23 protein-coding genes are annotated in these 25433 nt (G+C 69.2%); 8 read left to right on the forward strand and 15 right to left on the reverse strand.

Annotation, left to right across the window (positions count from 1 at the left end):
* Window positions 1-26 precede the first annotated feature (26 nt).
* Entirely contained in the window at window positions 27-686 is a 660-nt protein-coding gene (locus H613_RS0108140; RefSeq protein ID WP_051393105.1) for a 5-oxoprolinase subunit B family protein, read from the reverse strand.
* Window positions 683-1426: a LamB/YcsF family protein gene (locus H613_RS0108145; RefSeq protein ID WP_026923406.1), complete on the reverse strand. Its 744-nt coding sequence runs from the start codon at window positions 1424-1426 to the stop codon at window positions 683-685. The genes H613_RS0108140 and H613_RS0108145 overlap by 4 nt, the downstream gene beginning before the upstream one ends.
* A gap of 281 nt (window positions 1427-1707) precedes the next feature.
* Between H613_RS0108145 and H613_RS0108150 the strand changes: the two genes are divergently transcribed.
* Together H613_RS0108150 and H613_RS0108155 are read left to right on the forward strand one after the other, a co-directional pair.
* Entirely contained in the window at window positions 1708-2667 is a 960-nt protein-coding gene (locus tag H613_RS0108150; protein ID WP_026923407.1) for a glycoside hydrolase family protein, read from the forward strand.
* A gap of 253 nt (window positions 2668-2920) precedes the next feature.
* On the forward strand, window positions 2921-3439 hold the full coding sequence (locus H613_RS0108155; protein WP_026923408.1) for an SUKH-4 family immunity protein: 519 nt from the start codon (window positions 2921-2923) through the stop codon (window positions 3437-3439).
* 350 nt (window positions 3440-3789) lie between these two features.
* Here H613_RS0108155 and H613_RS29075 read toward each other — a convergent pair whose 3' ends face one another.
* Complete coding sequence (locus tag H613_RS29075; RefSeq protein WP_051393106.1) at window positions 3790-4233, reverse strand: DUF1707 SHOCT-like domain-containing protein; 444 nt, start codon at window positions 4231-4233, stop codon at window positions 3790-3792.
* A 104-nt stretch (window positions 4234-4337) separates the two neighbouring features.
* Between H613_RS29075 and H613_RS0108165 the strand changes: the two genes are divergently transcribed.
* The gene (locus H613_RS0108165; protein WP_026923409.1) at window positions 4338-5480 is read left to right on the forward strand and encodes an NADH-quinone oxidoreductase subunit D; all 1143 of its coding nucleotides are present in this window, start codon (window positions 4338-4340) and stop codon (window positions 5478-5480) included.
* Window positions 5481-5575: 95 nt separating this feature from the next.
* Here the strand turns inward: H613_RS0108165 and H613_RS0108170 are convergent, their stop codons facing one another.
* Window positions 5576-6214 carry a hypothetical protein gene (locus tag H613_RS0108170; protein WP_026923410.1) on the reverse strand — a complete coding sequence of 213 codons (639 nt, stop codon included), beginning with the start codon at window positions 6212-6214 and terminating at the stop codon, window positions 5576-5578.
* A 90-nt stretch (window positions 6215-6304) separates the two neighbouring features.
* On the opposite strand from H613_RS0108170, the gene sigJ reads away from it, so the two are divergent.
* The 3 genes from sigJ to H613_RS0108185 all read left to right on the forward strand — a co-directional run bounded on the left by sigJ (window position 6305) and on the right by H613_RS0108185 (window position 8352).
* The gene (gene sigJ, locus H613_RS0108175; RefSeq protein ID WP_211234750.1) at window positions 6305-7240 is read left to right on the forward strand and encodes an RNA polymerase sigma factor SigJ; all 936 of its coding nucleotides are present in this window, start codon (window positions 6305-6307) and stop codon (window positions 7238-7240) included.
* Between the two features lie 26 nt (window positions 7241-7266).
* Window positions 7267-7743, forward strand: coding sequence for a carboxymuconolactone decarboxylase family protein (locus H613_RS0108180; RefSeq protein ID WP_026923412.1), 477 nt, complete (start codon window positions 7267-7269; stop codon window positions 7741-7743).
* A 117-nt stretch (window positions 7744-7860) separates the two neighbouring features.
* Entirely contained in the window at window positions 7861-8352 is a 492-nt protein-coding gene (locus H613_RS0108185; protein WP_026923413.1) for a carboxymuconolactone decarboxylase family protein, read from the forward strand.
* Window positions 8353-8532: 180 nt separating this feature from the next.
* Here H613_RS0108185 and H613_RS0108195 read toward each other — a convergent pair whose 3' ends face one another.
* The 4 genes from H613_RS0108195 to H613_RS31335 form a co-directional block, all read right to left on the reverse strand.
* Entirely contained in the window at window positions 8533-8871 is a 339-nt protein-coding gene (locus H613_RS0108195) for a DUF1416 domain-containing protein (protein ID WP_026923414.1), read from the reverse strand.
* Window positions 8872-8898: 27 nt separating this feature from the next.
* Entirely contained in the window at window positions 8899-9750 is an 852-nt protein-coding gene (locus H613_RS0108200; RefSeq protein WP_026923415.1) for a sulfurtransferase, read from the reverse strand.
* 412 nt (window positions 9751-10162) lie between these two features.
* A complete protein-coding gene (locus H613_RS31330) occupies window positions 10163-10909 on the reverse strand; it encodes an LmeA family phospholipid-binding protein (protein WP_026923416.1) in 747 nt (248 codons plus the stop codon).
* 11 nt (window positions 10910-10920) lie between these two features.
* Window positions 10921-12075 (reverse strand): hypothetical protein, encoded by a 1155-nt coding sequence (locus H613_RS31335; RefSeq protein WP_169731967.1) that lies wholly within the window; start codon window positions 12073-12075, stop codon window positions 10921-10923.
* A gap of 259 nt (window positions 12076-12334) precedes the next feature.
* On the opposite strand from H613_RS31335, the gene H613_RS0108220 reads away from it, so the two are divergent.
* The gene (locus H613_RS0108220; RefSeq protein WP_026923419.1) at window positions 12335-13057 is read left to right on the forward strand and encodes a winged helix-turn-helix domain-containing protein; all 723 of its coding nucleotides are present in this window, start codon (window positions 12335-12337) and stop codon (window positions 13055-13057) included.
* A gap of 148 nt (window positions 13058-13205) precedes the next feature.
* Here H613_RS0108220 and H613_RS0108225 read toward each other — a convergent pair whose 3' ends face one another.
* The 7 genes from H613_RS0108225 to H613_RS0108255 form a co-directional block, all read right to left on the reverse strand.
* Window positions 13206-14684, reverse strand: coding sequence for a family 43 glycosylhydrolase (locus H613_RS0108225; protein ID WP_211234751.1), 1479 nt, complete (start codon window positions 14682-14684; stop codon window positions 13206-13208).
* 224 nt (window positions 14685-14908) lie between these two features.
* A complete protein-coding gene (locus tag H613_RS31670) occupies window positions 14909-16399 on the reverse strand; it encodes an RICIN domain-containing protein (protein ID WP_084546463.1) in 1491 nt (496 codons plus the stop codon).
* 255 nt (window positions 16400-16654) lie between these two features.
* Window positions 16655-19720, reverse strand: a complete 3066-nt coding sequence (locus H613_RS32880; protein ID WP_084546464.1) for a S8 family serine peptidase — start codon at window positions 19718-19720, stop codon at window positions 16655-16657.
* Between the two features lie 325 nt (window positions 19721-20045).
* Complete coding sequence (locus H613_RS25315; RefSeq protein ID WP_084546465.1) at window positions 20046-20648, reverse strand: DUF1707 SHOCT-like domain-containing protein; 603 nt, start codon at window positions 20646-20648, stop codon at window positions 20046-20048.
* A 5-nt stretch (window positions 20649-20653) separates the two neighbouring features.
* On the reverse strand, window positions 20654-21091 hold the full coding sequence (locus H613_RS0108245; RefSeq protein ID WP_051393109.1) for a hypothetical protein: 438 nt from the start codon (window positions 21089-21091) through the stop codon (window positions 20654-20656).
* A 579-nt stretch (window positions 21092-21670) separates the two neighbouring features.
* Window positions 21671-22495 carry a putative endonuclease domain-containing protein gene (locus H613_RS25320; RefSeq protein ID WP_156925902.1) on the reverse strand — a complete coding sequence of 275 codons (825 nt, stop codon included), beginning with the start codon at window positions 22493-22495 and terminating at the stop codon, window positions 21671-21673.
* A 174-nt stretch (window positions 22496-22669) separates the two neighbouring features.
* On the reverse strand, window positions 22670-23557 hold the full coding sequence (locus H613_RS0108255) for a hypothetical protein (protein ID WP_156925903.1): 888 nt from the start codon (window positions 23555-23557) through the stop codon (window positions 22670-22672).
* 714 nt (window positions 23558-24271) lie between these two features.
* On the opposite strand from H613_RS0108255, the gene H613_RS0108260 reads away from it, so the two are divergent.
* Window positions 24272-25366, forward strand: a complete 1095-nt coding sequence (locus tag H613_RS0108260) for a HEAT repeat domain-containing protein (RefSeq protein WP_156925904.1) — start codon at window positions 24272-24274, stop codon at window positions 25364-25366.
* Window positions 25367-25433: the final 67 nt, after the last annotated feature.

Below are 25433 nucleotides of genomic sequence, written 5' to 3' on the forward strand. Positions count from 1 at the left end.
CCCGCGGCGCCGAACTCGAGTGAACATCAGATGTCAACCTTCGCAAAGCGAACGCGCGTGCCGGGCACGAGCAGCGCCGCAGGCTCGCGGTGCTCGTTCCACAGCCGCCCAGGGTTGGTCATGGTCGCGATGAGCTGCCAGCCGCCCGGGCTCGACCGCGGATACACCCCGGTATATGGCCCGCCGACGGCGACCGAACCGGCAGGCACCGAAGTGCGGGGGTTCTCCCGCCTGGGCGTGTGGTACCGCTCAGGCAGCCCTTCGAGGTAGGAGAAGCCCGGTGTGAAGCCGCAGAACGCCGCCTCATACTGCGCCGAGGCGTGGATGCCGCCCACCTCCTCGGGCGCGACGCCCCACAGCTCGGCGACGGCATCGAGGTCCGGTCCGTCGTAGCAGACCGGGATCTCGATGGTCTCGCCCGCGTGCTCGGTGTCGTCGGTCAGCACCCAGCCGGGGATCTCGGCGGCCAGCAGCTCAGGCTCCTCGACGCCGTCCACCAGGACGGTGGTGGCGCCGGGGATCAGGTCGGTGGCCTCGAGCGAGCCGTTGACGCGCCGGGCCTGCAGTGCGCGGTAGCAGGCACGAGCGGTTTCGCCGGTGCCGCAGTCGATGAGGACGCCGCGCGGGCCCGACGGGAGCGGCTTGAGCCGCCCGCCCGGCGTCGTCCTGGTTTGCGGAGCAGTCACAGGAAGGCCTCCACTTTGATGCCTTTGGTGTCCAATGCGGAACGAATCGCCTCGCTGGTCGCGACGGAATCAGGTCCATCGCCGTGGACGCAGATGGAGGCCGCCTCGACGCGGATGCGGGCCCCGTCGACCGTCGCCACCTCGCCGTGGGCGGCCAGGTCGACCGCCTGCGCCACAGCCGCCGCGCGGTCGAGCAGCGCGCCCGGCCCGCCGCGGGGCACAAGGCGCCCGTCGCTCTGGTAGGCCCGATCGGCGAAGCATTCGCCGACGACCCGGAGGCCCGCGGTCTTCGCGGCCCGGTCGAGCTCCGACTCGAGCTGGCACAGCAGCACGTCCACTCCGGCGATGCGCGCGCCCTCGATGACGGCGCTGGCCTGCGCGGCGTCACGTCCCGCTCGATGGTAAAGCGCTCCATGGGGTTTGACATAGCGGACCTCGGTGCCCGCGGCTCTCGCGAAGACTTGGAGCGCACCGATCTGGTAGGCGATCTCCGCGGCCAGTTCGACGGGGGGCACGTCCATCTCGCGACGACCGAACCCGGCGAGGTCCCGGTAGGACACCTGCGCGCCGATCCGGACGCCGCCCGCGGCGGCGGCCGTGCAGACGCGCTGGAGCGTGAGGGGGTCCCCGGCGTGAAAACCGCACGCGACATTGGCGCTCGTGACGACGCGCAGCAGTGCGACGTCGTCGGTGAGCTCCCAGCGTCCGAAACCCTCCCCCAGGTCCGCGTTGAGGTCCATGTCTTCACGTTACCGGAACACAGGGAATCCGGGCGCTTCAGGAACAGTGGGCGAAATCTCCCCGCCTGTAGTGATGCCGGTGCGATCGGTCTCTCTGCGTGCGAAATGCGCCATGACGATGAACACGAGGAATGCTCTTGCTCACCCGTTCCGCTCGCGCGGCGGAAGGCCGATCGGCGCAAAAGTTGGCGTCGCGGTATCTGGTCAGTAATGTGGAGCCCAACCCTTCGGCAAGCGCTATCCAAAGCTCGCGTCTGCGAGACTCGACCCTGGGAGGATCAATGACGATCGGCGAGACCAGAGGCACCCGCGGCCCCGAGCACCCGGCGCCCGCACCGCTGTTCACCGACCCCGTCTTCAACGGCCCGACCGACCCCACCGTCGTCTACGATCCCGCCGGAGCGCTGTGGCACCTGTTCTACACGCAGCGCCGGGCCAACCAGCCCGACGCGGGCGTCGCCTGGGTCCACGACACCGACATCGGCCACGCCGTCAGCTCCGATGGCCGCGAATGGACCTACACCGGCACCGCGATCGGCGACGGCCCCGGCGGCAACACCTGGTGGGCGCCGGAGGTCATGCGCCACGACGGCACTTGGCACATGTATGTCACCTACCTCGAAGGCGTGCGCGAGGACTGGTCCGGCCCCGCCGAGATCCGCCACTACACCTCCGCGGACCTCGAAAGCTGGCAGTACCGGTCCACACTTGACCTCGGCACCGAGCGCGCCATCGACGCCGCCGTCCACCGGCTGCCCGGCGGCACATGGCGCATGTGGTACAAGGACGAGCGCCGCGACTCCCACATCTACACCGCCGACTCCGACGACCTCCATCACTGGACGACCGCGGGTCCCGCCGCCACCGACCAGAGCCAGGAGGGCCCCACCGTCTTCGAACTCGGCGGCGTCTGCTGGATGGTGACCGACGGCTGGAGCGGCCTGCTCGTCTACCGCTCCACCGATCTGCGCTCCTGGCACCGTCAGCCCGCGCCGCTGCTCGCGGCCCCCGGCAAGCGCGCCTATGACGAGGCCCTCGGCCACCACGCGATGGCCCTCCCGCAGGGCGACGACGAGGCCTACTTGTACTACTTCACACATCCCGGCGGCGGCCGCGGCTCCACCGTCCAGGTCGCGCGCCTCTACGTCCGCGACGGCTGGCTGCAGTGCGACCGCGACGATCCGTTCGAGTACGCGCCGGACCCGTCCCTCGCGCCCGCCTACCGCGGCGGTGAGCGCTGAACGCGTCCTTCAAGCGCCCCAACGGGATGCGGCGACTCGGTCTCGCGTCGCGCCAGGCCGACCCGGAACGCGCCCGCGGGTGCTTCGACCGGCCGCGGCTCGGCCTCGCGTCGCGGTCGGATTCGGACCGGACCGCGACGACATGCCAAGGTACGCTTGGGCGCCGCCGCCCGGTACCGGCCGGCCCGGTATCGGATCGGCACGCCTGGGGCATGCGGGGCGGCCGCCGAACGACCGGGGAAGAGGAAGCGCTGTGACTGCACCGGCTCGGTATCGCGCAGTATGGGGCGAAGACGAGACGCTCTCGTATCCCAAGGAGTTCTGGATCGAGAAGGGCCTTCCCGCAGGCGCCCTCCCCGAAGGCGACGAGATTCCGTCGGCGGTCGGCCCCGTCTACACCGCTCGCGTCGAGGGCGACGTCGAGCTGTACGAGACGATCCGCCTCGCCGCCGAGGACGCCGACCTCGACATCAGCTTCATGGTCGTCGGCGCGCTCGAAGACGACATGAACCTGCTGTACGTCATGGAACCGGAGACGGGCGGCATCCTGCAGCTCGACCTCGAACGCCACGACGTCCGCGGCGTGAACTCGACGTTCGGGCTGTTCGTGGAGTCCCTCTACCACTTCGCGCGCTTCATCGACGCCGACGAGGGGGCGGGAGGCAGGATCGAGCGCGCCGTCGAACTGCGGCGGACCCTCAAGCGGCTCGACCCCAACGCCTTCCAAGAGGACGCCTGGTGGCCGCTGGTGTTCGCTCAGCTCACCGTGTGATCGCCCGCGGCGGTGAGAGGTGATCCGGGACTGGGTCAGACCGCCGCGCCAGGACTTCCAGACCCTGCCGGATCCGGCCGTGCGGTGATGACGATCAAGGATGTCGGACACGGTCGCTGATCTGAGCGGATCTCGTTCATGTCCGTCAAGCGCCGAGAATGCAGCCCGCAGTGCAGGGTCGAGGCGGTGTCGGGCATGGACGGCCGCGTGTGGCCCGCCGCCTCCCGCCCTTCCCCGGTCCGGCCGCGTGAATCGCTCAGAACGTAAGTGGCACAATGACTCCGGGTAGAGCGAAGCCTCGCGGGGATCCCGCGGGGCTCAGCTTCCGCCAGGCTCGTGGCCGCCGCGTCTCAGAACAGGCCGAGCACGCCCGCCAACACGAACAGGACCAGCACCACCAGCACCGTGATCGCGATGTACAGCAGCAGCTGCGGGAAGACCACGATCAGGACCACCGAGATCGCCCCCGCGATCAGCGCGACCGTGCCCGCCACCTTCCACTTGCGGCCGCGCGCCTCCATGTCCTTGCGCAGCTGCATGTTCGCCCTGGACAGGCTGGGATTGACCGGCGTCGTCGGCTGCATCGACCGCGCGTCCTGATACCCCGGCGGAGCGAGCCGCTGGAGGTCGGCGACCAGCACGTCCAGCTCGGAGTAGACCTTCGCGTTCATGGCCGTGTCGATCCGCTGCTGGTACTCGTCCACGTCGAGGCGCCCCTCCTCGACGGCCTGCCGCAGCTGGTCCAGCACCAGCTGCCGGTCGGACTCCGACGCACGCATCTGATCGCGGTCCATCTCGCCACACCTCCATAGTCGGCTGCAGTGTCAAGGATGCCAGCTGGACGCCACTTGCGGCCAAGGGACTTCCGCATGAGGGGCGAAACTGCGACGATGATGCCATGAGTGCGCGAGAGGAAGTCGTCGTCGGTGTCGGGGCGGGCACCGAGACCACCGACATGGTGCTCAACATCGGTCCGCAGCACCCCTCCACCCACGGCGTCCTGCGCCTACGACTGCGACTCGACGGCGAGCGCGTCACCGAATGCGAGCCCATCGTCGGCTACATGCACCGCGGCGCCGAGAAGCTCTACGAGGTGCGCGACTACCGCCAGATCATGCTGCTGGCCAACCGGCACGACTGGCTCTCGGCCTTCTGCTCCGAGCTGGGCGTGGCCCTCGCCGCCGAGCGCCTCGCCGGGATCGAGGCGCCCGAGCGCGCCGTGTGGCTGCGCACCGCCCTCGCCGAGATGAACCGGGTGCTCAACCACCTCATGTTCCTGGGCTCGTACCCGCTGGAGATCGGCGCGATCACCCCGATGTTCTACGCCTTCACCGAACGCGAGCGCCTCCAGGCCGTGTTCGAGGAGGCCAGCGGCGGCCGCATCCACTACATGTACAACTGCGTCGGCGGACTCAAGGCCGATGTGCCCGAAGGCTGGGAGGACCGGGCCAGGACCGCGCTCGACGAGGTCGAGCACGGCATGGCGCGCCTCGACAAGCTCGTGCGCCACAACGAGATCTTCGCGGCCCGCACCAAGGGCGTCGGGATCCTCGACGCCGCCACGGCGGCCGCCTACGGCGCTTCGGGCCCGGTGGCGCGCGGTTCGGGCCTGGACTTCGACCTGCGCCGCGACGAGCCGTACCTGGCCTACGGCGAGCTCGACGTGCCGGTCGTGCTGCGCGAGGAGGGCGACTGCTACGCGCGCTTCATGGTCCTGCTCGATCAGGTGCAGGTCTCGATCGACCTCGCCCGCGCCTGCCTCGACAAGGCGGCGACCCTGGACGGGCCGGTGAACGTCAAGCTCCCCAAGATCTTCAAGCCGCCGGCCGGCGAGACGTACGTCTGGACCGAGAACCCGTTGGGCGCCAACGGCTACTACCTGGTGAGCACCGGCGACAAGACGCCGTACCGGCTCAAGCTCCGCTCGGCCTCGTACTCGAACGTGCAGGCGCTGACCACGCTCATGACCGGTTGCCTCATCCCCGACATGATCGCGATCCTCGGCTCGATGTTCTTCGTCGTCGGCGACATCGACAAATAACGGCACTGCCAAATAACAGGGCTGGCAAATGACGACATTGATAACAAGTATGACAAGTTACGACACTCCAGTGGTGGCACTGACGCACAGCGGCGTCAGACGCACGCCTCGCTGGTCGAGCGCACCGCGAACGGCGCGGCGTCGACCGGTTCCGTCCAGCTCTCCAATCGCCCGCCGCCCAGGCAGTCCACCGCCCCGTACCGCCAGCCCGTCTCGGGGGCGGCCGCGGCGGTCGGCGCGAACGCCCCCACCGCTTCGCCGACGGGGCGGCAACCGGTCGACGCACGGAACTCGAGCGGCTCGGCGTACTTCCCGCCAACCGGCTCGGCCTCCGGCACGGTGAGCCGCAGCCCGATGTAGTCGGCGGTGGTCGCGCCCCACACCGGCGAATCGGGGTCGTTTCGCAGGCCGAACCGGTCGACCAGCGTCTCCAGGCTCCACACGGACGCCTCCGCGATCTGGAGGGTGCGCGACAGCGACAGCCCGACCCGCACCGGCGTCACGGTGCACTCGGCCGCCTCCAAGGGCCCCACCGCGAGCGGCGACGAGCCCGTCAGCGCCGCGGCCGCCTCCCCGATGAGCGCGTCCATGTCCACGCGCGCCTCGGCGGCGTCCACCTGCTCGCGCACGGACGCGCCCGAGCCGATGAACGCGCCCACCAGCAGCAGCAACGCCCACGCTGCCACGATGAGACGCAGGCGCTTGCGCCAGAGCGGGGACACGTTCGCGAACACGCCCCACAGTCTGCCTCATCGATTTCTGAGACGCCGACCACAATCGGTGCGCTGATGTCACACTTGGCGACCGTGTCTCGTCCTCCTTCCATGAACGAACCGAACGCGCACCGACTCGCCGAGGAATCGGTACCCTCGGCGAAGCTCGCGAGCCGTCAATTGGCACGGCTGTTCGAGGCGCTCAGGCCCCGCCTGATCGGCGTCGCCTACGGGCTCCTCGGCACCGTCGCCGAAGCCGAGGACGCGGTCCAGGAAGCGTGGATCCGCTTGCAGCAGAGCGATCTCGACGCGATCGAGGACCTCACCGGCTGGCTGGTCACCACCACCTCCCGGATCGCGCTCGACATCCTGCGCTCGGCCCGCGTCCGCCGCGAGACCTACGTCGGGCCCTGGCTGCCCGAGCCGGTCGAGACCGCGCCGGACCCGGCCGACTCGGTCAGCCTCGCCGACTCGATGTCCTGGGCGATGCTCGTGGTCCTGGAGACCCTCAGCCCCGCCGAGCGCGCCGCGTTCGTCCTCCACGACGTCTTCGGGCTCGAGTTCACCGAGGTCGGCAAGGCGCTGGGCCGCAATGCGTCGGCCTGCCGCAAGCTCGCCAGCCGGGCGCGCGAGCACGTCGAGGCCCGGCGGCCGCGCTTCGACGTCGACCCCGAGGCCCACCGCGAGGTCGTCGAGGCCTTCGCCGCGGCCGCGGCTTCGGGCGACTTCGAGGCGCTGCTGCGAGTGCTCGACCCCGACGCGGTGCTCACCGCCGACGGCGGCGGCGTCGTCCGGGCCGCGCTGGAGCCGGTCCGCTCCGGCGAGAAGGTCGCCCGGTTCCTCTCGCACGTCATGACCAGGACTCACGACGCCGACCTGCGCGCCGCGGTCGTCAGCGGCAGCCCCGCGCTCCTGGTCTTCCAGGGCGGGCGGTTCCAGGGCGTCATCGCCCTCGGGATCGCGGACGGGCGCGTCACCACCGTCGACTACGTCCGCAACCCGAACAAATTCCACGGTCTGCGCTCCACCGGCGCGGCCGAGCAGTGAACACCACCGAGAAAGAAGGAAACACCATGACCATCCGACTCAACCCCGAAGAGGTCGAGACCCTCCCCAAGATCTGGAAGGCCTTCGCCGGCGCGGGGAAGCCGATGCAGTCGCAGGACATCGTCCCGCGGTCCACGCTGGAGCTGGTCAACCTGCGCGCCAGCCAGATCAACGGCTGCAGCTTCTGCACCGACATGCACACCATCGACATGGCCCACGCCGGTGAGGAGCCCCAGCGCATCGCGATGGTCGCCGCCTGGCGGGAGGCCCCGTACTTCAACGAGGCCGAGCGCGCCGCGCTCCTGCTGACCGAGGAGGCCACCCGGATCGCCGACGGCGACACCGGCGTCTCCGACGAGGTGTGGGCCGAGGTGCGCAAGCACTACGACGAGAACCAGGCCGCGATCCTGATCGGGCAGATCGCCATGATCAACGCCTGGAACCGCTTCAACGTCATCCTCCAGAACCCGGCCGGAAACTACACCCCCGGCCAGTGGGGTTAACGGACACCACCACCGGCGGGGCCGCATCGCGGTCCCGCCGTGCGTCGTGAATCCTGCGAACACCACCTGCGGCGGGGCCGGGCCCGGCCCCGCCGCCGAACATGAGAGGAGACCGCGATGGAAGCCCGCCTGAAGTTCCGCGAGACCGAGTTCGGCATGCGGTTCTACAAGAACATGCTCGCCAACGAAGGCGTGCTGCACCACGGCCCGGTGCCGGGCGCCACGCTCGAGTTGATGAAGATCCGCGCCAGCCAGATCAACGGCTGCGGCTTCTGCACCGACATGCACGTCAAGGACGCCGCCTACGCGGGGGAGACGCCCGAGCGGCTCGCGCTCGTCGCCGCCTGGCGCGAGGCCCCCTACTACACCGAGGCCGAGCGCGCCGCGCTCGCACTGGCCGAGGAGGCCTGCCGCCTCGCCGACCGCCCGGACGGCGTCTCCGACGAGACCTGGGACGAGCTGCGCAAGCACTACGACGACGAGCAGACCGCCGTCCTTGTAGCGGCCGTCGCGCAGATCAACGCCTGGAACCGCATCAACGTCACGCTGCGCAATCCGGCGGGGGACTACGACCCCGAGGTGAAAGCGAAGCGCTACCGGGACGATTAGTCGGCAGATGCCGAGATGATAAGGCGCATCGCCGAGCGGGAGCCGGTCGATGTCGCCGTCGAGGAGGCCATCGCCTTCATCGACTCCGAACGTCGATAACGCGTACGAGAGGGGCGGGACCGCTACGCGGCCCCGCCCCTGCGGTGACTGGGATAAGAGCTGAATCGTCCCTGTCGGTCGCTACCGGCTCACGGCCAGCTTGGTCTCGTTGAGGCCTTGGACGGCGTCGAGCTCGCCGGTGGCGTCGCCGAAGCGCGACAGCGCCCGCAGCGTCCACCTGCCCGGCGCGGCGAAGAAGCGGAACTGCCCGCCCTCGCCGGTCACCACCTCGGCGGTGAACTCGCCGGAACCGTCGAGCAGGCGCACGTAAGCGCCCTGCACGAACTCGCCCTCGCCGTTGACGACCGTGCCGGTCAGCACGGTCTCCTTCTCCAGGTCGACCGATGCCGGGAGCGCCGCGTCCTGCGCGGGCGCGCCGCATCCGGCCCCGGACAGGGCGGTGTCGACGTCTGCAGCCATTGGTGTTCCCCTCTCTGGGTCGCCGGATTACTTCGTGCCGGGCTCGTCGCCGAGCGCGATCGGCACGCCCACGAGCGAGCCGTACTCGGTCCACGAACCGTCGTAGTTCTTCACGTCCTCGTAGCCGAGCAGCTCGCGCAGCGCGAACCAGGTGTGGCTCGAGCGCTCGCCGATGCGGCAGTAAGCGATCGTCGCCTTGTCCTCGTCCAGGCCGGCCTCGCCGACGTAGATCTCGCGCAGTTCGGCGTCGGACTTGAAGGTGCCGTCCTCGTTGGCCGCCTTGCTCCACGGCACGCTCAGCGCGGTCGGGACGTGGCCGCCGCGCTGGCTCTGCTCCTGCGGCAGGTGCGCCGGGGCGAGCAGGCGCCCGGCGTACTCGTCGGGGGAGCGGACGTCGATGAGGTTCTTGCTGCCGATCGCGGCGGTGACCTCGTCGCGCAGCGCGCGGATGGAGGCGTCCTGCGGCTTGGCGACGTACTCGGTGCGCTCGCGCTGCGGGACCTCGGTGGCCACCTCGCGGGCGTCGAGCTCCCACTTCTTGCGGCCGCCGTCGAGGAGCTTGACGTTCTCGTGGCCGTACAGCTTGAAGTACCAGTACGCGTAGGCCGCGAACCAGTTGTTGTTGCCGCCGTAGAGGACGACGGTGTCGTCGTTGGCGATGCCGCGCTCGCTGAGCAGCTGCGAGAACTGCTCCTGGTTGACGAAGTCGCGGCGGACCGGGTCCTGGAGGTCGTCCTTCCAGTCGATCTTCACCGCGCCCTTGATGTGGCCGGTGTCGTAGGCGGAGGTGTCCTCGTCGACTTCGACGAACACCACGCCCGGGGTGTCGAGGTTCGCTTCCGCCCAGTCGGCGGTTACCAGCACGTCTTCACGAGCCATGATCGTTCTCTCCTGAACATAAGTGAATGAATGAGTTTCGATGTACCGAGTTCGGGAGCGTGCCCTGCGGGCGGAGCGATACCGCTGCCGTGAGCAGCGGGTGTCCAGGCGGAATCATGGCTTGGAATGAAGCCGGTGTGGCGTCACGGACGTGACTGAAGCCTTGCTCTGGATTTGCGCACGCTGGGCCGCATAGCGGCGACTGCCCTGTGCGAATTTACCGCTTGTAAACTCGCCGAGACCGGACTAGCCGCCTAGGGCATTCGACAGAGCGTGCTCGCGATCGTGCAGAAGTCGATCGCACGCCGCTTGGTGAGCATCGGCTTGCGCATGGGCTGAACGCTAGCAGACTTCTCGGGCCGTGACCACACTTGTTCTCGCGATGCGGACTGTGGGCCACAGGCCGGTGCCCTCAGGTGAGGGCGACGTCGGTGGTCGAGCCGGAGATCGTCACGGTCTCGCCGGAGACGGCGATCTCGGTGAGCCGGACGCCCCACGGCAGCGGGGGAAGACCGATGACCGTGCTCATCCGCTCGGTGATCTCGTCGACGTAGGACTCGGCGCCCTCGGGGAGCTGCCCGGTGAGGGACTCGACGGTCTCGGGCACGAACCGCAGCGTGTCCTCGGTGAGTTCGATCTCGCCGGTGCCGACGACTTCGAACTCCATGTCATCCATGCCGAACATGGCGGGCACCTCGATGACCGTCGAGATCGAGGCGGTGCCGTCGTCGTTGATGGTCAGGTCGTATCCGGTCTTCTCGCGCAGCAGCTCCTCGAGCGAGGCGACCGAGATGGTGCCGGTGACGTCGACTTTCCCCGCGGTGATGTCGTAGGAGCCGTCGGCGAGGTCGCGCCAGTCGGCGGTGACGTCGCGGGCGACCAGGTCGAGAGTGGGGAAGGTGAGTCCTTCGGCGCCGACGTCGCGCAGTTCGATGTCGATCCGCTCGAAGTCGCCGGACCAGGCCTGGGTGACGAACGGCCAGCCGTGGACGGTGACGTCGGGGTGCTGGTCGGAGTAGGCCCCGTGCTCGGCGGCGGTGTCGGCGACCTGGTCGGCGACGCGGTTCTCCGCCACCGCGTTGGCCACGCGGTCACCAAGGGCCACAAGGGCGACGACGATGACCAGGGTGATGAGGAGGCGGCGGAGGATCTTGCCCACGGGGGCTCCACTCAGTCGATGATGTAGTAGGCACTCAACAGATACACGACCGGCCCCACTAGGGCGAACGCGAGGAGTGGTCCGGCAATCTCGATCACGGGGTGCGGGGCGGTGCCCGCGCCGTCGATGCGGCGAGAGGCGGACAGGTAGCCGCAGGCCAGGTCCGTCAGGACGGCCGTGAGGGCGACGAGCAGGCCGCCGATCGCGGCGTGGCTCGGCTCGGGGCCCTCGATGACGAGCCCTGCGTAGGCGGCCGAGGCGGTGCCGCACATGGTGCCGATGACGATGCCGAAGGCGCCGCGCGTCACCTGGCGGTTGATGCGCGGGTCGGGCATGACGAGGTCGACGGCGCGGGCGGCGAGGATCGCGGTGCCGGCGGCGACGACCGCCGAGTACATGGCCGGCGGGGCCGAGCCGAGGCGCGACAGGGCTATGTAGCAGGTGTAGCCGCACACGGCGATGCACAGGATCATCGTGAACCCGGCGCTCTCGATGATGCCCGCGTGGTCGCGGCGCAGCAGCTGAGCGAAGGCGCCGGCCTGGAAGGCGACGGCGAGCAGCACGGTGACCGGCAGCAGGGAGACGGGAGTCCAGGCGACGGCGGCCCAGTCGGCGCCGAGGGCGAGCGCGGTGCCGACGGCGAGGGTCACCCAGACGCCGTCGACGCGTCGCGTCCAGGAGGCGCAGACCAGCATCGCGAGTTGGAGGACGGCGATGCCGGCGGCGTAGGCGGGGCGCTCGAGCTGCGCGCCGAGGATGATGCCCGCGCTGATGACGAACGTGACCGCCAGCGGCGGGAGCCGGTGGAGGAGCTGGGGGCTGGGCGGGGGCATCGTGTGGTCCCCGACCTCATGGCCTGCGCCGTCGTCATGGCCGGGGCCCTGATCGCCGCCGTGGCGGGCGTGGTCGTCATGGGCCCGGCCATGACGGGCCCGGTCGTGCTGGGCGCCTTCGTGGCCGTCCGCTTGCGGGTAGGGGCCGGTGTCCGAAGGCTCGGACGGTGCTTCTCGCCTGCGGGTGGAACGGGGAAGGAGCGGCCTGCGACGGCGCGCCGGTCGGTGCGGCTCGGCGGGCGGCTCCTGGCCGCCCCACGCGGGCCCGTCGGGGGGCGGAGCGGCCTCGCGGGGCTCGTAGCCCCAGGTCTCGTCTGGTCGGCTGTACGACACGATGGACAGCCTACGGCAATGCCTCTGTGCACCGTTCACCTTCGCACCCGTGCCGGGCGGATGTCGATCGGGTGAACGGCGCGTCGCTCCCCGCTCACGGGCGCGGTCCCGCATAGTGAGGTGTCGAGCAGGTGAAGCTGGCCTTCCGGCAGGTGAGCGTTTACACTTACCCCAGACTCCACCTACCGTCTGTAATGCCGCCCGCCGTCGACGTCGGGAAGCGTAGGCTGCTTGTGCTCAAGAACAGCGGAGGACTGCTGTGGAAATACTGATCCTCACTTCTCACCCGGTGCCGGAGTCCCCTGAGTCGATCCTGCCCTCGCTTGAGCTGCTGCCGCACCACGCACGGTACGCCGGACGCGACGTCCGGGCGCTGCTGAGCGGACCCAGTCCCGACGCGGTGATGGTCGACGCCCGGGCCGATCTGGCCGACGCCCGCGCCACCTGCCGTGTCCTCCAGGCCACGGGCCTCACCGTCCCGCTGTTCGGCATCGTCACCGAGGCGGCCCTGGCCGCGCTCCAGGCCGACTGGGGCGTCGACGACTTCCTGCTCGCGGGGGCGGGGCCCGCCGAGGTCGAGGCGCGGCTGCGCCTGGCCACCGGGAAGCCGAGCGCCGCCACCGCCGCCGGTCCGGCCGTCATCCGCGCCGGGGACCTCAGCGTCGACCCCGACACGTACGCCGCCAAGCTCAAGGGCCGCCCCCTGGACCTCACCTATAAGGAGTTCGAGCTGCTCCGGTTCCTCGCCCAGCACCCCGGTCGGGTCTTCACCCGCGAGCAGCTGCTGCGGGAGGTGTGGGGGTACGACTACTTCGGAGGCACCCGCACCGTCGACGTCCACGTGCGGCGGCTGCGCGCCAAGCTCGGCAGTGAGTACGAGTCCATGATCGGCACGGTGCGGCAGGTGGGCTACAAGTTCGTCGCCCCGCCGCCTGAGAGCCTCCGCGACCACGAGCCCGAACCCGAACGCGTCGACGCGTGACACGCGACCGGAGCCGCAAACTTATAGGCTATACCCTATAAGGATATTATAGCCTATAAGCTTACGACTCCGGTCGTGTTATATGGCGGTCATTCCCCAGGCAGAGCGGGAATCACCCCGGACCGAGCGATGGTCACGGCGCCGCCGGTCATTCCCCCGACGGAGCCGGGATCGTCACGCCGTTCGCGACCGGCGAGCCGAAGTTCGGCGTGCCGTCCGAGTTGAACGTGAACGGCTGCACCCGGGTCTGCCGTGTCGAACCGCATCCCTGGCTCGGGGACGTGTTCCCGTGGTAGACCAGCCAGTGCTCGGTGCCGTCCGGCGAGGTGAAGAAGCCGTTGTGGCCCGTCCCGTAGACGCCGTTGCCCTGCTGGAACACCGGCGTGGAGGTCTTGGTCCACGACGAGGCCGACAGCGGGTTCGAACCGGTGAGCTCCAGCAGCCCCAGCTTGTAGTCGGGCGTGTTGCACGAGGAGGCCGAGAAGGTCACGAACGTCCGCCCGTCGTGCTGGAGGACGGCCGGGGCCTCGTTGACGCGGGAGCCGACGGTCTCCCAGCTGTAGGTGGGCCGCGAGATCGTGTAATGCGATCCGGTCACCGTCCACGGGTTCGACATCTCGGCGATCCGGATCGACTGGTCCGGTCCCACCCATTCGCTCCACATCAGATACAGCCGGCCGTTCAGCTCCAGGTACGTGCCGTCGATGTTCCACTGATTCGGCAGCGGCGTGCCCATGAACTCGTAGGGTCCCATGGGGGTGGATCCGGTGGACCTGAGCACGTGGAGCTTCTGGCCGTCGAAGTTGGTCTGCGAGTTCCCCGAGGTGTACATCAGGTACCAGGTGCCGTCGATGCGGTGGAACTCAGGCGCCCAATGGCTGCAGCAGCGGTTTGAGGCCCCCGAGTCGTTCCACACGACGGTGTCGGAGGCGGTCTTCAGCCCGGCCAGGGTGGTGGCGCGGCGCATGATGACCGTCGAGTCCCAGGTGGTGGTGGACAGGTAGTAGTAGCCGTCCCAGTACTCGAGCCACGGGTCGGCGCCGTTGTCCCGGATGGGGTTGGCCAGGCCGCTCTGGTCGGCGTCGCCGACGGCGTTGAGACGCCATTTCTGCACGGCCGCACCGCTGTAGGTGTATTGGGAGACTCTGCTTCCCGCGGTGGTGGACCATTCCCAGAGGTCGAGGGCTTTGCCGGAGAAGCGGTTGATGAAGCTGTAGGTGCCGTCGGTGTGTTCTTCGACGGTCCATTGTTGGTTGGTGCCGCCGAGGTCGGTGTATTGGGCGATGGTGGCGCCGTCGTCGGCGTTCCATTCCCATACGTCCAGCACCATGCCGGAGTGCCGGACTTGGATGCGGTAGTAGCCGCTTCCGGAGTCGAGGAAGCGGAACTGCTGGTTCTGGGCGTCGGTGCGGTTCCACTGCGTGAGGATCGCGCCGGGCTCGGTGGAGGCATCCTGGATGTCGAGCGCCAGACCCGAATGCGCACTGGTGATGACGTACCACTGGCCGGTGTTCACCGCGGCCTGTGCCGGGGCGTGTGAGGCGGCGACGAGCCCGAAGGCGGCCAGGGCGGCGGTGAGGGCGAGCGCGATCATGACGCGCCCGCGTCGGGGTATGGATGTGATCATGTTGAACTCCAGAGGGAGTGGTTGCCGGGTTGCGAGATGGGGCGCCCCGGTCAGCTCGGAGCGCCCCTGAGGGTGAGGCCGTGCGGGTTGAGGGTTCATCCCTCAACTGCCGCTGAAGCGGTCGCGGCGCCGCTCGGCTGCCGCCGAGCGTGCCGCGGCTGCTCAACCGCTGTTACGGCCGCGTTGTCGGTCCCCAACTGCCGTTGGGGCTGTGCTCTCGATCCTCAACTGCCGTTGAGGAGTGGCCATCCCGCCGAGTTCCACTCGATCTGCTCGATGCGCAGATCGAAGCCGCCACCCGTGTCGTAGGCGTGGTAGGCGATCAGGCCGTTCGAGATCGACTCGCCTCCCGCGGCGACGTATCCGGGGAAGGACGACAGCAGCACGGTGCCGCCGCCGTCGGTCAGGCGCGTCCCGTTGCGGTCGACGAACGGACCGGTCGGGGAGGTGGAGCGGCCGACCGTGATCTTGTAGGTCGAGTCGGTGCCCGCGCAGCAGCGGTCCCACGAGGTGAACAGGTAGTAATACCCGTCGTGGTAGGTCATCGCCGCGCCCTCGATGCCGCCACCGTGGCTCGCGAGGTGGATGGGATTCGCCCCCGACGCGACCTTGCCCGAGGGCCAGTCGAGTTCGAGGATGAAGATGCCGTCCCACCAGGAGCCGAAGACCATCCAGTGGCGGCCCGACTGGTCGACGACGAGGTTGGGGTCGATGGCGTTGTACGGGTCGCCGGAGTTCGACTCCCATACCTGCCCGCGGTCGGTCCAGCCGTAGTTCGAATCGTTCGGGTCGAGCGTGGGACTGGTCGCCACGCCGATGACCGAGCGCTGGCTGCCGAACGTGGACGCCGAGTAATAGGCGTAGTAGAGGTTCTGCCCCGCGTCGTAATGGATGTCGGGGGCCCACATGTTCGAGACGCCGGGAACGGCGCCGGTGACCCAGCCGGGCTTCGAGTTCCACATGGTGCCGGCGAACTGCCAGGAGTTGCCGCCGTCGGTGGAGCGCCGGACGGTGGGAGTGCCGCCGCCGCGCGAGTCGCCGGTGGCGTAGACGAACCAGTCGCCGTCGCCGCAGGGGGCGTACAGTGCCGGGTCGTGTGCGCCGAGATCGCCGGAGAGGGAGCCGGGCGGGGTGGCGCAGCCTTCGCCCTCGCCGCCTTCGTCGCCGTCACCGCCGCCGTTGTCGTCGACGGGGTTGAGGTGCCATCGTTGGTTGGCGCCGCCGCTGTAGGTGTACTGCGAGATGCGGTCGCCTGCGGTGGTGGACCATTCCCAGAGGTCGAGGGCTTTGCCGGAGAAGCGGTTGATGAAGCTGTAGGTGCCGTCGGTGTGTTCTTCGACGGTCCATTGTTGGTTGGTGCCGCCGAGGTCGGTGTATTGGGCGATGGTGGCGCCGTCGTCGGCGTTCCATTCCCATACGTCCAGCACCATGCCGGAGTGCCGGACTTGGATGCGGTAGTAGCCGCTTCCGGAGTCGAGGAAGCGGAATTGCTGGTTCTGGGCGTCGGTGCGGTTCCACTGCGTGAGGATCGCGCCGGGCTCGGTGGAAGCATCCTGGATGTCAAGCGCCAGACCCGAATGAGCACTGGTGATGACGTACCAGGTACCGGGATTGACGGCGGCGCCACTGGAGGCCGAGTTGAAGAATGTCAGGCCGGCGGCCGCGAGGATCGCGGCGGCGAGCCCGGCGAGCAGACCTGCTCGTCGTTTTCTCATGTGAAGATCACCTTCTCAGTGAGGGATAGAGATACTTCGATGTTAGCGGAAACATTGTGTGAGCGGAAACATTTTCGGAATCTTAATTGTGCCGAATGTCGGGAGGGGCGAACTCGCCCCTGTTCGTTATATTCTATAGCCTATAGAAAAAAGGTTATAAATTATAGGGTATAAGATTCCCTGTGGTGGCTTCTCCATGAGACAGCGAAGCGCCCGCCGCTTCGTTGCGGCGGGCGCTTCGGTCGATCAGTCGGTTCAGGCGGTGACGTTCAGGATCGTCGAGTCGATCTGTTCGCCTTCGGCGCTGAAGTTCACCGTGCCCATGTAACGCGAGCCGGCTGTCAGGCCCGACCACGCCAGGTCCAGGTCGAACTCACCGCCCAGGCTCACCGTCTGCTCGGTCGGGTCGACCGTCAGGTTGCCCTCGTCCGTGCTCGGCACCGTCCAGGCGTGCAACTGCACGTCCACACTGGCCTCCCCGGCCCACAGGTCGACGAACACCACGAAGGTGTAGCCGCCCGGCAGGGTCACGACCTCGTTCGTGCCGCCCGAGGCCGAGTAGTCGACCAGGGTCAGCGAACCGTCGTCTCCCTTGAGATAGACGAACAGGTCGATGTCGGTCCCGGCCGGGTGGTCGGCGTCGAAGGTCGCGTAGCGGATCAGGGACGCGTCCGCCGGCGTCGTGAACTCGAACGAAGCGGTGTGCGAGCTCTCGACCGGGTCGTCCGCCGGGAAGTCCGAGCTGTCGGGGTCGGTCAGCGTGGCCGTCGAGACCTCCGAGGCCACCAGGCCGGACACCGAGGTGCCGAGCGTCCCGTCGAAGCCCGACGTGCCCGTCAGGGTCGTCTCACCCGAGGCACCGGAGAGGTTCACCTCGTCGTCGACGCCCACCTGGGCGGGCTTGATCACGATCGGGGAGCGGACCTCGCTGCGGTGCCACCAGGAGCCGAGCTCCTTCCAGGTGATGTCGCCCCACGCCCACTCGCCGTACGCGCCGTCGGTGCGCTCGATCGTGAGGGTGTAGGTCGCCGAATCGCCCGGCGCCAGCCACAGGAACCTCTTGTCGACCCTGACCTTCGTGCCCTCCGGCGCGTCGATGCTGGCCTTGTAGAAGCTGTACTCGTCCGACACGTTCGTGACGGTGCGGGTGACGGTGTCGATGCCGGTCAGTTCGGCGACCGTGATCGACGGGTAGTTCAGCTGCGAGGGCTCGATCGAGCCGTAGGTGTCGCAGGAGTCGCCGATCTTGGCGGCCTCGGCGGTCCCGCAGATGTACTGGATCCACTGATCGGGAGTCGATTCGTAGACCAGGCCGGGCTCGAACATCGAGGCGCCGTCGACGTGACCGGCCCCGAAGTCGAACGGGGTGGCGTCCTCGCCGCCGCGCTGGATCGGATCCCAGTTGCTGTCGCGCTGGTACGCCGTGGTCATCATGGCCGACTTGGCGGCCATGGGCGACCAGTCGGGGTTGGCCGACAGCAGCAGCGCCGCCATGCCGGCGATGTGCGGACTCGCCATCGACGTGCCCTGCATGGCGCCGTAGTCGTTGCCGCGGTAGTGCTCGGGGGTCACGCCCGCGAGGATCTCCACGCCGGGCGCGGTGATGTCGGGCTTGAGCAGGTTCTGCCCGGCCGAGAGGGCCGGTCCGGCCGAGGAGAACGCGGCCATCTCCGGCGCGTCCTGCCGCTGCCGCTCCGAGACGGTGACCGAGGCGGTCGGGTCGTCGGTGGAGTTGACCCAGTCGACCAGTTCCAGCCCGGCGTTGTAGCCGATGTGGATGGTCGGCACCGGCTGCGAGGTGACCACGGAGCCTTCGCCGAGGTCCTCGACGTCGCGCACGATCAGCGCCGCGCCGCCGCCCGCGGCGACCTCGGTCGCCATGTCGGTGAACAGGTTCCCCCTCTTGCAGACGATCGCGAAGCCCTCGACCTCGGCCGGGTCGAGTGTGCCCGGGGCGCAGCCCTCGGCCGCGGCCGGGTCGGCATCGGCGAGCGCGGCGTCGGCGGCCAGCTTGACCGGGAACTCGGCGGAGCCGTTGATGGCGCCGACCTGCACCGTCGTGTCACCGAAGGTGAAGTCCGAGCGGTAGGTCATGTCGTGCGTCGAGGCGGCGACGGTGGTGACCCAGGGCTCCTGGTGGTCCACGGTGGAGCCGGGGCCCTCGTTGCCCGCCGAGGCGGCGACGAAGACGCCCGAGGCGGCGGCGTTGAAGAACGCGATCGAGACCGCGTCGACGAACTCCGGGGTGCCGAGGCTGCCGATGGAGAAGTTGATGACGTCCACGCCGTCGGCCACGGCCGCTTCGATGCCCGCGACGAGGTCGGCGCCGGCGCAGCCGTCCCAGCAGACCTTGTAGGCGGCGATGCGCGCGGCCGGGGCCATGCCCGAGACCGTGCCGAACTCGTCGCCGTCCATGATCACTTCGGTGTTGTAGTTGCCCGCGGCGGTCGTGGCGGTGTGGGTGCCGTGGCCGTGCTCGTCGCGAGGCGAGGCGTAACCGTTGGCCGAGATGCCGCGCGCGTCGAACCAGCGGGCGCCGATCAGCTTGTTGTTGCAGGCGATGTTCTTCGAGGGGTCCTCGTCCTCGCCCTCGACGCATTCGCCGTTCCACTTGGCGTCGATGATCTCCTGGTCCGGGCGCGGCTCGGGAAGCGGCTGCAGGGACGGGTTCTCGGGCCAGATGCCCGTGTCCAGGATGCCGACGATGACGCCCTCACCGGCGTGCTCGGGGTCGCCGAACTGGGTGTTCCAGGCGCCCCACCGGCCGTCGAGGCCCAGGAATTCGGGAGTGGTGGCGGTGTCGAGCTGGTAGACCTTGTCCGGGACGACGGAGACGACCTGGTCGCTGTCGGCGAGTTCCTCGGCCTCCTCGGCCGTCAGCTCGGCGGCGAAGCCGGAGAACACGGTGTCGTACTCGGCGACGGGATCGATGCCGAACTCGTCGAGGACGTCGCTGCGCTCGCCGTCGAGGTAGTCCTGGTACTCCTCGACCTCGGCGGATTCGAAGTCGATGGTCTCGCCCTCGTCGGGCGCGGTGGCATCGAGGCCCTCCTGGCCGCCCTCATAGGTGGCGACGGGCTCCTCGGCGAGCTGGACCATGTAGTAGCCGTCGGTGTACTCGACGTCCTGGGCCGGGGCTTCCTTGGAGTACTGGGGAGTGACTTCAGGGAGCGCGGGAGGCTCGGCCGAGGCGGGGGCGGCCGCGGTGACGAGCCCGGCGACCACTACTGGAACGGACGCGGCCGCCAGCGTGATCCTGGCTCCGGTTCTGGCGCGCGTCGTTGCGCGCCTTCCGGAGGCATGGGGGGACGAAGATCCCATTCGATGAGCTCCTCTCAAAGGGGGTGAGCGCCGCGTAGGGTTGGGAACGGCGCACGGAAGCGAGCCTATTGTGAGCGTGACTCGCTGTAAACCCTCGTATGAGGAGAAATCGGTGCCAGATCGATACTGTTACATGTCCGTGACATTGGATGGTCGGTCGGCAGTGCGTGCGGCCGCGTGGGAACGGCGCCGCAGGTGACGCGGCGGGCTGCCACGTTCGTGTCCGGCACGAACGCTGGATCGGCGGCGGCGCGGGCGGCACGGTGAGCGGCGCGCTCAGGCGGTGGCGGGCGGAACTCGGCGCCCCCTGCAGCGCGGCGGGCGATTACCAGCGCCACCACAGGAAGCGGCGCTCGAAGCGGATCTTGACCGAACTGGCCTTCGCCTTGCCCGTCACGTTGAACCGCAATCCGTTCATTCCTTTGTACTCGCAGCGGTTGTCGGAGCTGCTGGCGAAGAGGTCGATCTCGGCCTCGGCGTAGGCGCCCGCCGGGAGGATGATTTCGACCGACGAGGCGCCGGCGTCGATGGCGATGTCGACCTCGCGCGTGCCGATGATCGCGTGCCTGAAATCGAGCTTGACCGAGCCGGCCTTGGGTTGGAGTTTGATGCGCCGGGGCACCAGCCATTCGCCCTTGCGCTGCATCGAGGACGCCTTGGGCGACAGGTTGAGCTCGGCGGGGGTGTCGGCCGCGTTCCGGGCGGCCGAGGTGGCGATGTGGGGCACGGCCAGCTCGCCGGTGGTGTCGGGCAGGTCGTTGAGGAGGCGCTCGAGTTCGCCGTAGGTCTTGGCGGCGTAGGCGTCGCGGGAGCGCTCGGCGAACTCGTCGAGTTCGAGGCGACCCTCTTCGGTGGCGATGTGCAGCTTGGCGATGATCGCCTCGCGCTCGGCGTTCGAGACGCGCATACTCGGATCGGGCGTGGACATGGACGTCACCTTCTCGTCGGACCGGGGCTGAGTCGTCGGGGCCTGCGCACCAGTCCGCCGTTGCACCACTCGTCGTAGTCGAACAGGTCCGGCTGGCGGATGAGCGCCTTGGTGTTGGCGACCCACAGTCCAACATACTGGTCCCGGCTCTCCTGCGCCTTGTCGAGCAGCTTGTCGACGCGTTTGCGGGAGTGGACGCGGAACTTCGTGCGCACCGCGTCGCCCGAGTAGATGTAGAGGACGTGCAGGGCGAAGGAGCGCTTCGGGCAGGTCGCGTCGCCCGCGAGATCCAGCCAGGCGTCGGCGAGCTCGTCGGTGGCCAGCGTCAGGTCCCAGTGGCGGCCCTCGGGGGCGAGGGAGGAGGGGTCGAGCGCCCAGGCCCGGATCTCGTCCACGGTGGGGAGCGCCGGGTGCGCGAAGCCGGTGAAAGACGCTTCCGACACGTATACTCCCGCCAGACTGCCCCACTCGCGGCGCGGAGGCGATCGGGTATCGACCGCGCCGCCTGCAACAGTGCCGCCTTCACCAGAGCCGCGTCGGGGACTCGAACAATGCTCGCCCCGATCGTATCGTGATCCGGCGAAAACCTCCTCACTCGTATTCGATGGCGTGCGACACGGCCGAGTGACGATCCGGACGGCGAGGCGCCCCAGGCAGGGGGCCCAGAGCGCCTGGCAGACGTCGGCGGCGATGCCTCAGCGATTCTCGTGAGCGGTCGAGGCGGTCCGGACGCCTGTACGGCCTGTAGGCGATACCTCCTCCCGGCGGTGAGCGGGACCGGCGGCTCGACCCCCGTACGCGATCGGTCCGCGATGCCCTTCCGCCCTTCAGGGAACGATCGCGGCGGTCGCGTGTGCCGCCCTGGCGGCCGCCCTCCGCGTGTGCCCCACGGCGGCCCGCCGGCGATGCCTCCTTCGCGTTGTGAGCGGTCCGTCGCTCGCCTCCCGCGAGCCTTCGGCGGTCTCGGGAGGACGGCTACGGCCCTCCCGCGTCCGCCGGGCGCGGTCTCGGCGTCCGCCCGCTCATGCGCGGCTCATCGCCGAGTCGACGGCGTCGATGCGGGCGCCGATGTCGTGCAGCACCGACAGCTCCGGGCGCCAGCCCCGTTCCAGCAGCGCCTCGCGCAGGCCCACCAGCCACGCGCGCGGGTGCTCCATCACATCGGTCGCCGTCAGCACCAGCACCTGCCAGCCGAGGTTGCACAGCGCCCGGTGACGGCGCCGGTCTCCCGTCTCGGCGCCGAGGCACGCATGCGCCGCCATGCCGTCGTACTCCACGCCGACCTTCCACTCCTCCCAGCCGAGGTCGAGGAACATCGAGTGCCCTCCCGGCGCCCTGACGCGCAGCTGCGGCACGGGAGCGGGCAGCCCCGAGTCGGCGACGAGGCACCGCGTCCAGGACTCCATGGGCGACTCGGCCCGCGGGTCGGCCGCCAGCAGCGTCGCGTTCGCGCGGCGCAACCGGTCGCCGTGGACCCGTTCGAGGACGGCGGCCAGGCCGCGCGCGTCGATCCCGGCCCGCAGGAACTGGTCGGCCGCCGCGACGGCCTCGAGCCGCGGCAGATCGGCCGCGCAGTCGACGAGCGTGCGGGAGCGGTGCGTGACCGGGAGCCCGTCGACGACGGTGGTGTCGGCCTCGGGCAGGTCGGAGGCGCACTCGAGCGGCCATCCGCATTCCTCGACGCCCGGCGGCAGGACGTCGAAGCCGTGGATCCACGCGGCGGTGCGGCCGGTGGCGACGACGGTGCAATCGGACTCGAAGGCGGCCTCGAAGCGTTCGCGCAACCCCGCGCCGGTCGTCCCGGACGTGGTCGCTGCGGTGGTTCGGTATGCGGGTATCTGAAGCATGCATCGAGTGTCACGACACGGATACACACTGTCAAGGATTGTTTTTCGGCCTGTGGATAACTTCTGGCAATGCGGCGTCATCGCAGCGTATGGCCTGTGGATAACGTTGCGCGCATCAAAAGGGCCGTGCCCGCGCCTCCCAGCGGAGGCGCGGGCACGGCCGCTCTCAAACCGTCAGTACTGGGTGTCGCACAGCTTCCACGTGCCGTCTTCCTCGACGGCGGTGTAGTACTGGCCGCCGCCCTCGTCGATGTCCTGCTGGCTGGCCGGGGCGGTGTCGTCCCACGTCCAGCCGGCCCAGACCTCGACCTGGCCGTCCTGCTCCTCCTTGGCCATGCCCCAGATGAGGAAGTCGTAGTTCTCGGCGGTGTTGTACTCCTTCTCGTAGTCGAGCTCCCACGTCATGTCCTCGGTGGGGTTCGAGCACATCAGCGCTTCCAGCGCCTCCATGTCCCCGTCGTCGACCGCGATCTCCCACGCGATCGCCGCGCCCTCGGGCGTGTTCGGGTCGACCTCGTTGGAGTTGACCGGCGTGCCCCAGCCGTCGAAGCCGCCGCCCGAGCCCTCCTCGTCGGTGCCCTCGCTCTCGTCAGTGCCCTCGCTCTCGCCGGTGGACGGCGAGGCCCCGTCGTCGGTGGAAGGCGACTCCTCCGTGCCCTCGCTCGTGGTGTCGGACCCCGCCTCGTTCGAGCCGTCGTCGTCGTCGTCCTCCAGCATCCCTGGCACGATGAGCACCGCGGCCACGCCGAGGAGCACCACGAGGCCGACGATGACACCGAGGATGATTCCCAGGTTCGAGCCCTGGTTCGCCGGAGGTATCTGTGGCGGCAGCGGCGAGGTGGAGGGCCCCGGCGGATAGCCCGGCTGCACGCCGATGGGCGGCGTGGCGTTGGGAGGCGGCGGGTACTGGCCGGGATATTGGCCGGGAGGCGGGCTGTAGCCCGGGGGAGGAGGCGGGGGAGCGTTGTAGCCCTGTGCGTACGGATCGCTGGGCTGGGGCGGCTGGCTCGACACATGGTACTGCTGAGGGTCGTAGCCGCCTGGGGGCGGCGGATAAGTCATCGCTCTCTATGGCCTCGTCTGCTCTGTGGGCTCTCAGTCGTGGTGAACGCCTTCACCGGGGTGTATCGATCGTACAGCGGTACCCGCTCACCTTGGTACCACGCGGACGCCGCTCAGTGCACCTTTGGCGCGGCCGCACGCCCCGCGGCGTGGCGGATCGGCCGTGGTCGTCCCCGATGCTCCCGTTCTGTCGCTTCACAGCGGTGCGGTGCCCCGCGGCCTCCGCCTCAGTGGGCGCGCACCGGTGCTTGCGCGACCCTCGCGACAATCGCGGCGCGAGCCACCGGGCGGTGGGCACTGCCCTCCGCGGGCGATTCCGCCCTGGCCCACACGGTCCGCCCGCACCGTGGCACCGTCCCCGGCGGAGGATTTCGCCCCAGTGCCGCGAGGCCGTCGTGCCGGAGCGACTTCCCGGTGCGGACCCTCTCCGGTGGGCGATTTCGCCGCCCGGCGCCGCGGCCGCACTCGGGCGGGTTACCCTCAGTCGCGCACCCTGTGCGCGGGCCGTTCCGGCGCGGGGTCTAAAATCTATGGCCCCGGCACTCGACCATCATTCTCCCGGCCCAATACGACGCGATCGCGATACGGACACGCCTGGGAGACCGGCGGCGCCGTACCGAGAAGTTCAGGCAGCGACAAGACAAGCTTCTACCCGAGGTTCAACGTATGGCGACTGTCCATTCAATGGGATTGTGGACGATTCGATTCTCCACTGTGCTTGCTCCCGTGCCCGTCGTCGAGTTGTTCGGCGTGAACCGGCTCTGGGGCTACGGCCTGCTCTATCCCGCGCTGGCCGTGACCCTGGTGACCTGCCGGTGGCAGCGGCGCAGGCAGTTCGCGCAGATGCGCGATGATCCGTCGGCGAAGCCTCCGAAGGAGATCGAGGCGCGCAGTTCGTTCTGGCCCGACACGATGGGCGCGATCTCCGAGACGCTCGACGCCGCCGGCCGCAGCGGGACCGTCCAATCGCCCGAGCGGCGCGATCGGGCGATGCAGAACCTGGTGGGCAGCATCAAGAACGAGGGCATCGAGGCCGACCTGCGGGTCCAGCTGATCCAGGACCTCGTCGACCTCGGCGGGCGCGACATGGCGATGCGGTTGACGCCGGTGGCCGTGGCGTCTGAAGTAGACATAGAGGTGCGGCTCGAAGCGGCCGAGCACATGGGGCGGTACAGCTCCGAGGACGGCTCTCACGCACTCGAGACGATCGCAAATGATTCCACAGTAGATGACCGGTATCGGCTGGACGCGGCCAGCGCGCTCGTCGACTGCGCCACCCGCGCTGCCGGGGCCGCGCTCATGCAGCTGGTCACCGACGGCGCCGTCTCGGAGTACGTGCGCCACAGCGCGGCCAACATGCTGCGCCGCGTCAGCCACGGATCGGCGGCGATGGCGTTCCGCCACTTGGCCACCGCGCCGCTGATCACCTCCAGGCTGCGGATCATCTGCGCCGAGCAGCTCGCCGACGACAACCCCGGCGATGCCGAGAAGGCCTTGTGGCGCTTGATCAAAGGTGTCGAGTCCAGCATGGACTACCATTTGGGCATCGACGCCGCCGAATCGCTGCACGGGATCTGCCCGTACAGCGGCATCGAGGCCTACTCGGCGCTCGCGGTCGACACGAGCTTCCCGTGGTTCGGCCGCATCGAGGCCGCCTACCGGCTCGGGAAGCTCGGCGTTCGCGACGGCTTCGACCTGCTCAGCGACTTCGCCCGCGCCGAGGACCTCGACGACGTGTACGGGCTCGCGGCGCTCGACCGGCTCTTCCAGCTCGAAGCCGAGACCGGCACGCTGGAGGCCGACGACTGAGCGCTTGGCGCCCACGTAGAACGACTGGATCTCCAGGTGGTGGAGGTCGCGTCGCGCGCCGAGCCAG

Source organism: Glycomyces arizonensis DSM 44726 (assembly GCF_000482705.1).
GTDB classification, from domain to species: Bacteria; Actinomycetota; Actinomycetes; order Mycobacteriales; family Micromonosporaceae; genus Glycomyces; species Glycomyces arizonensis.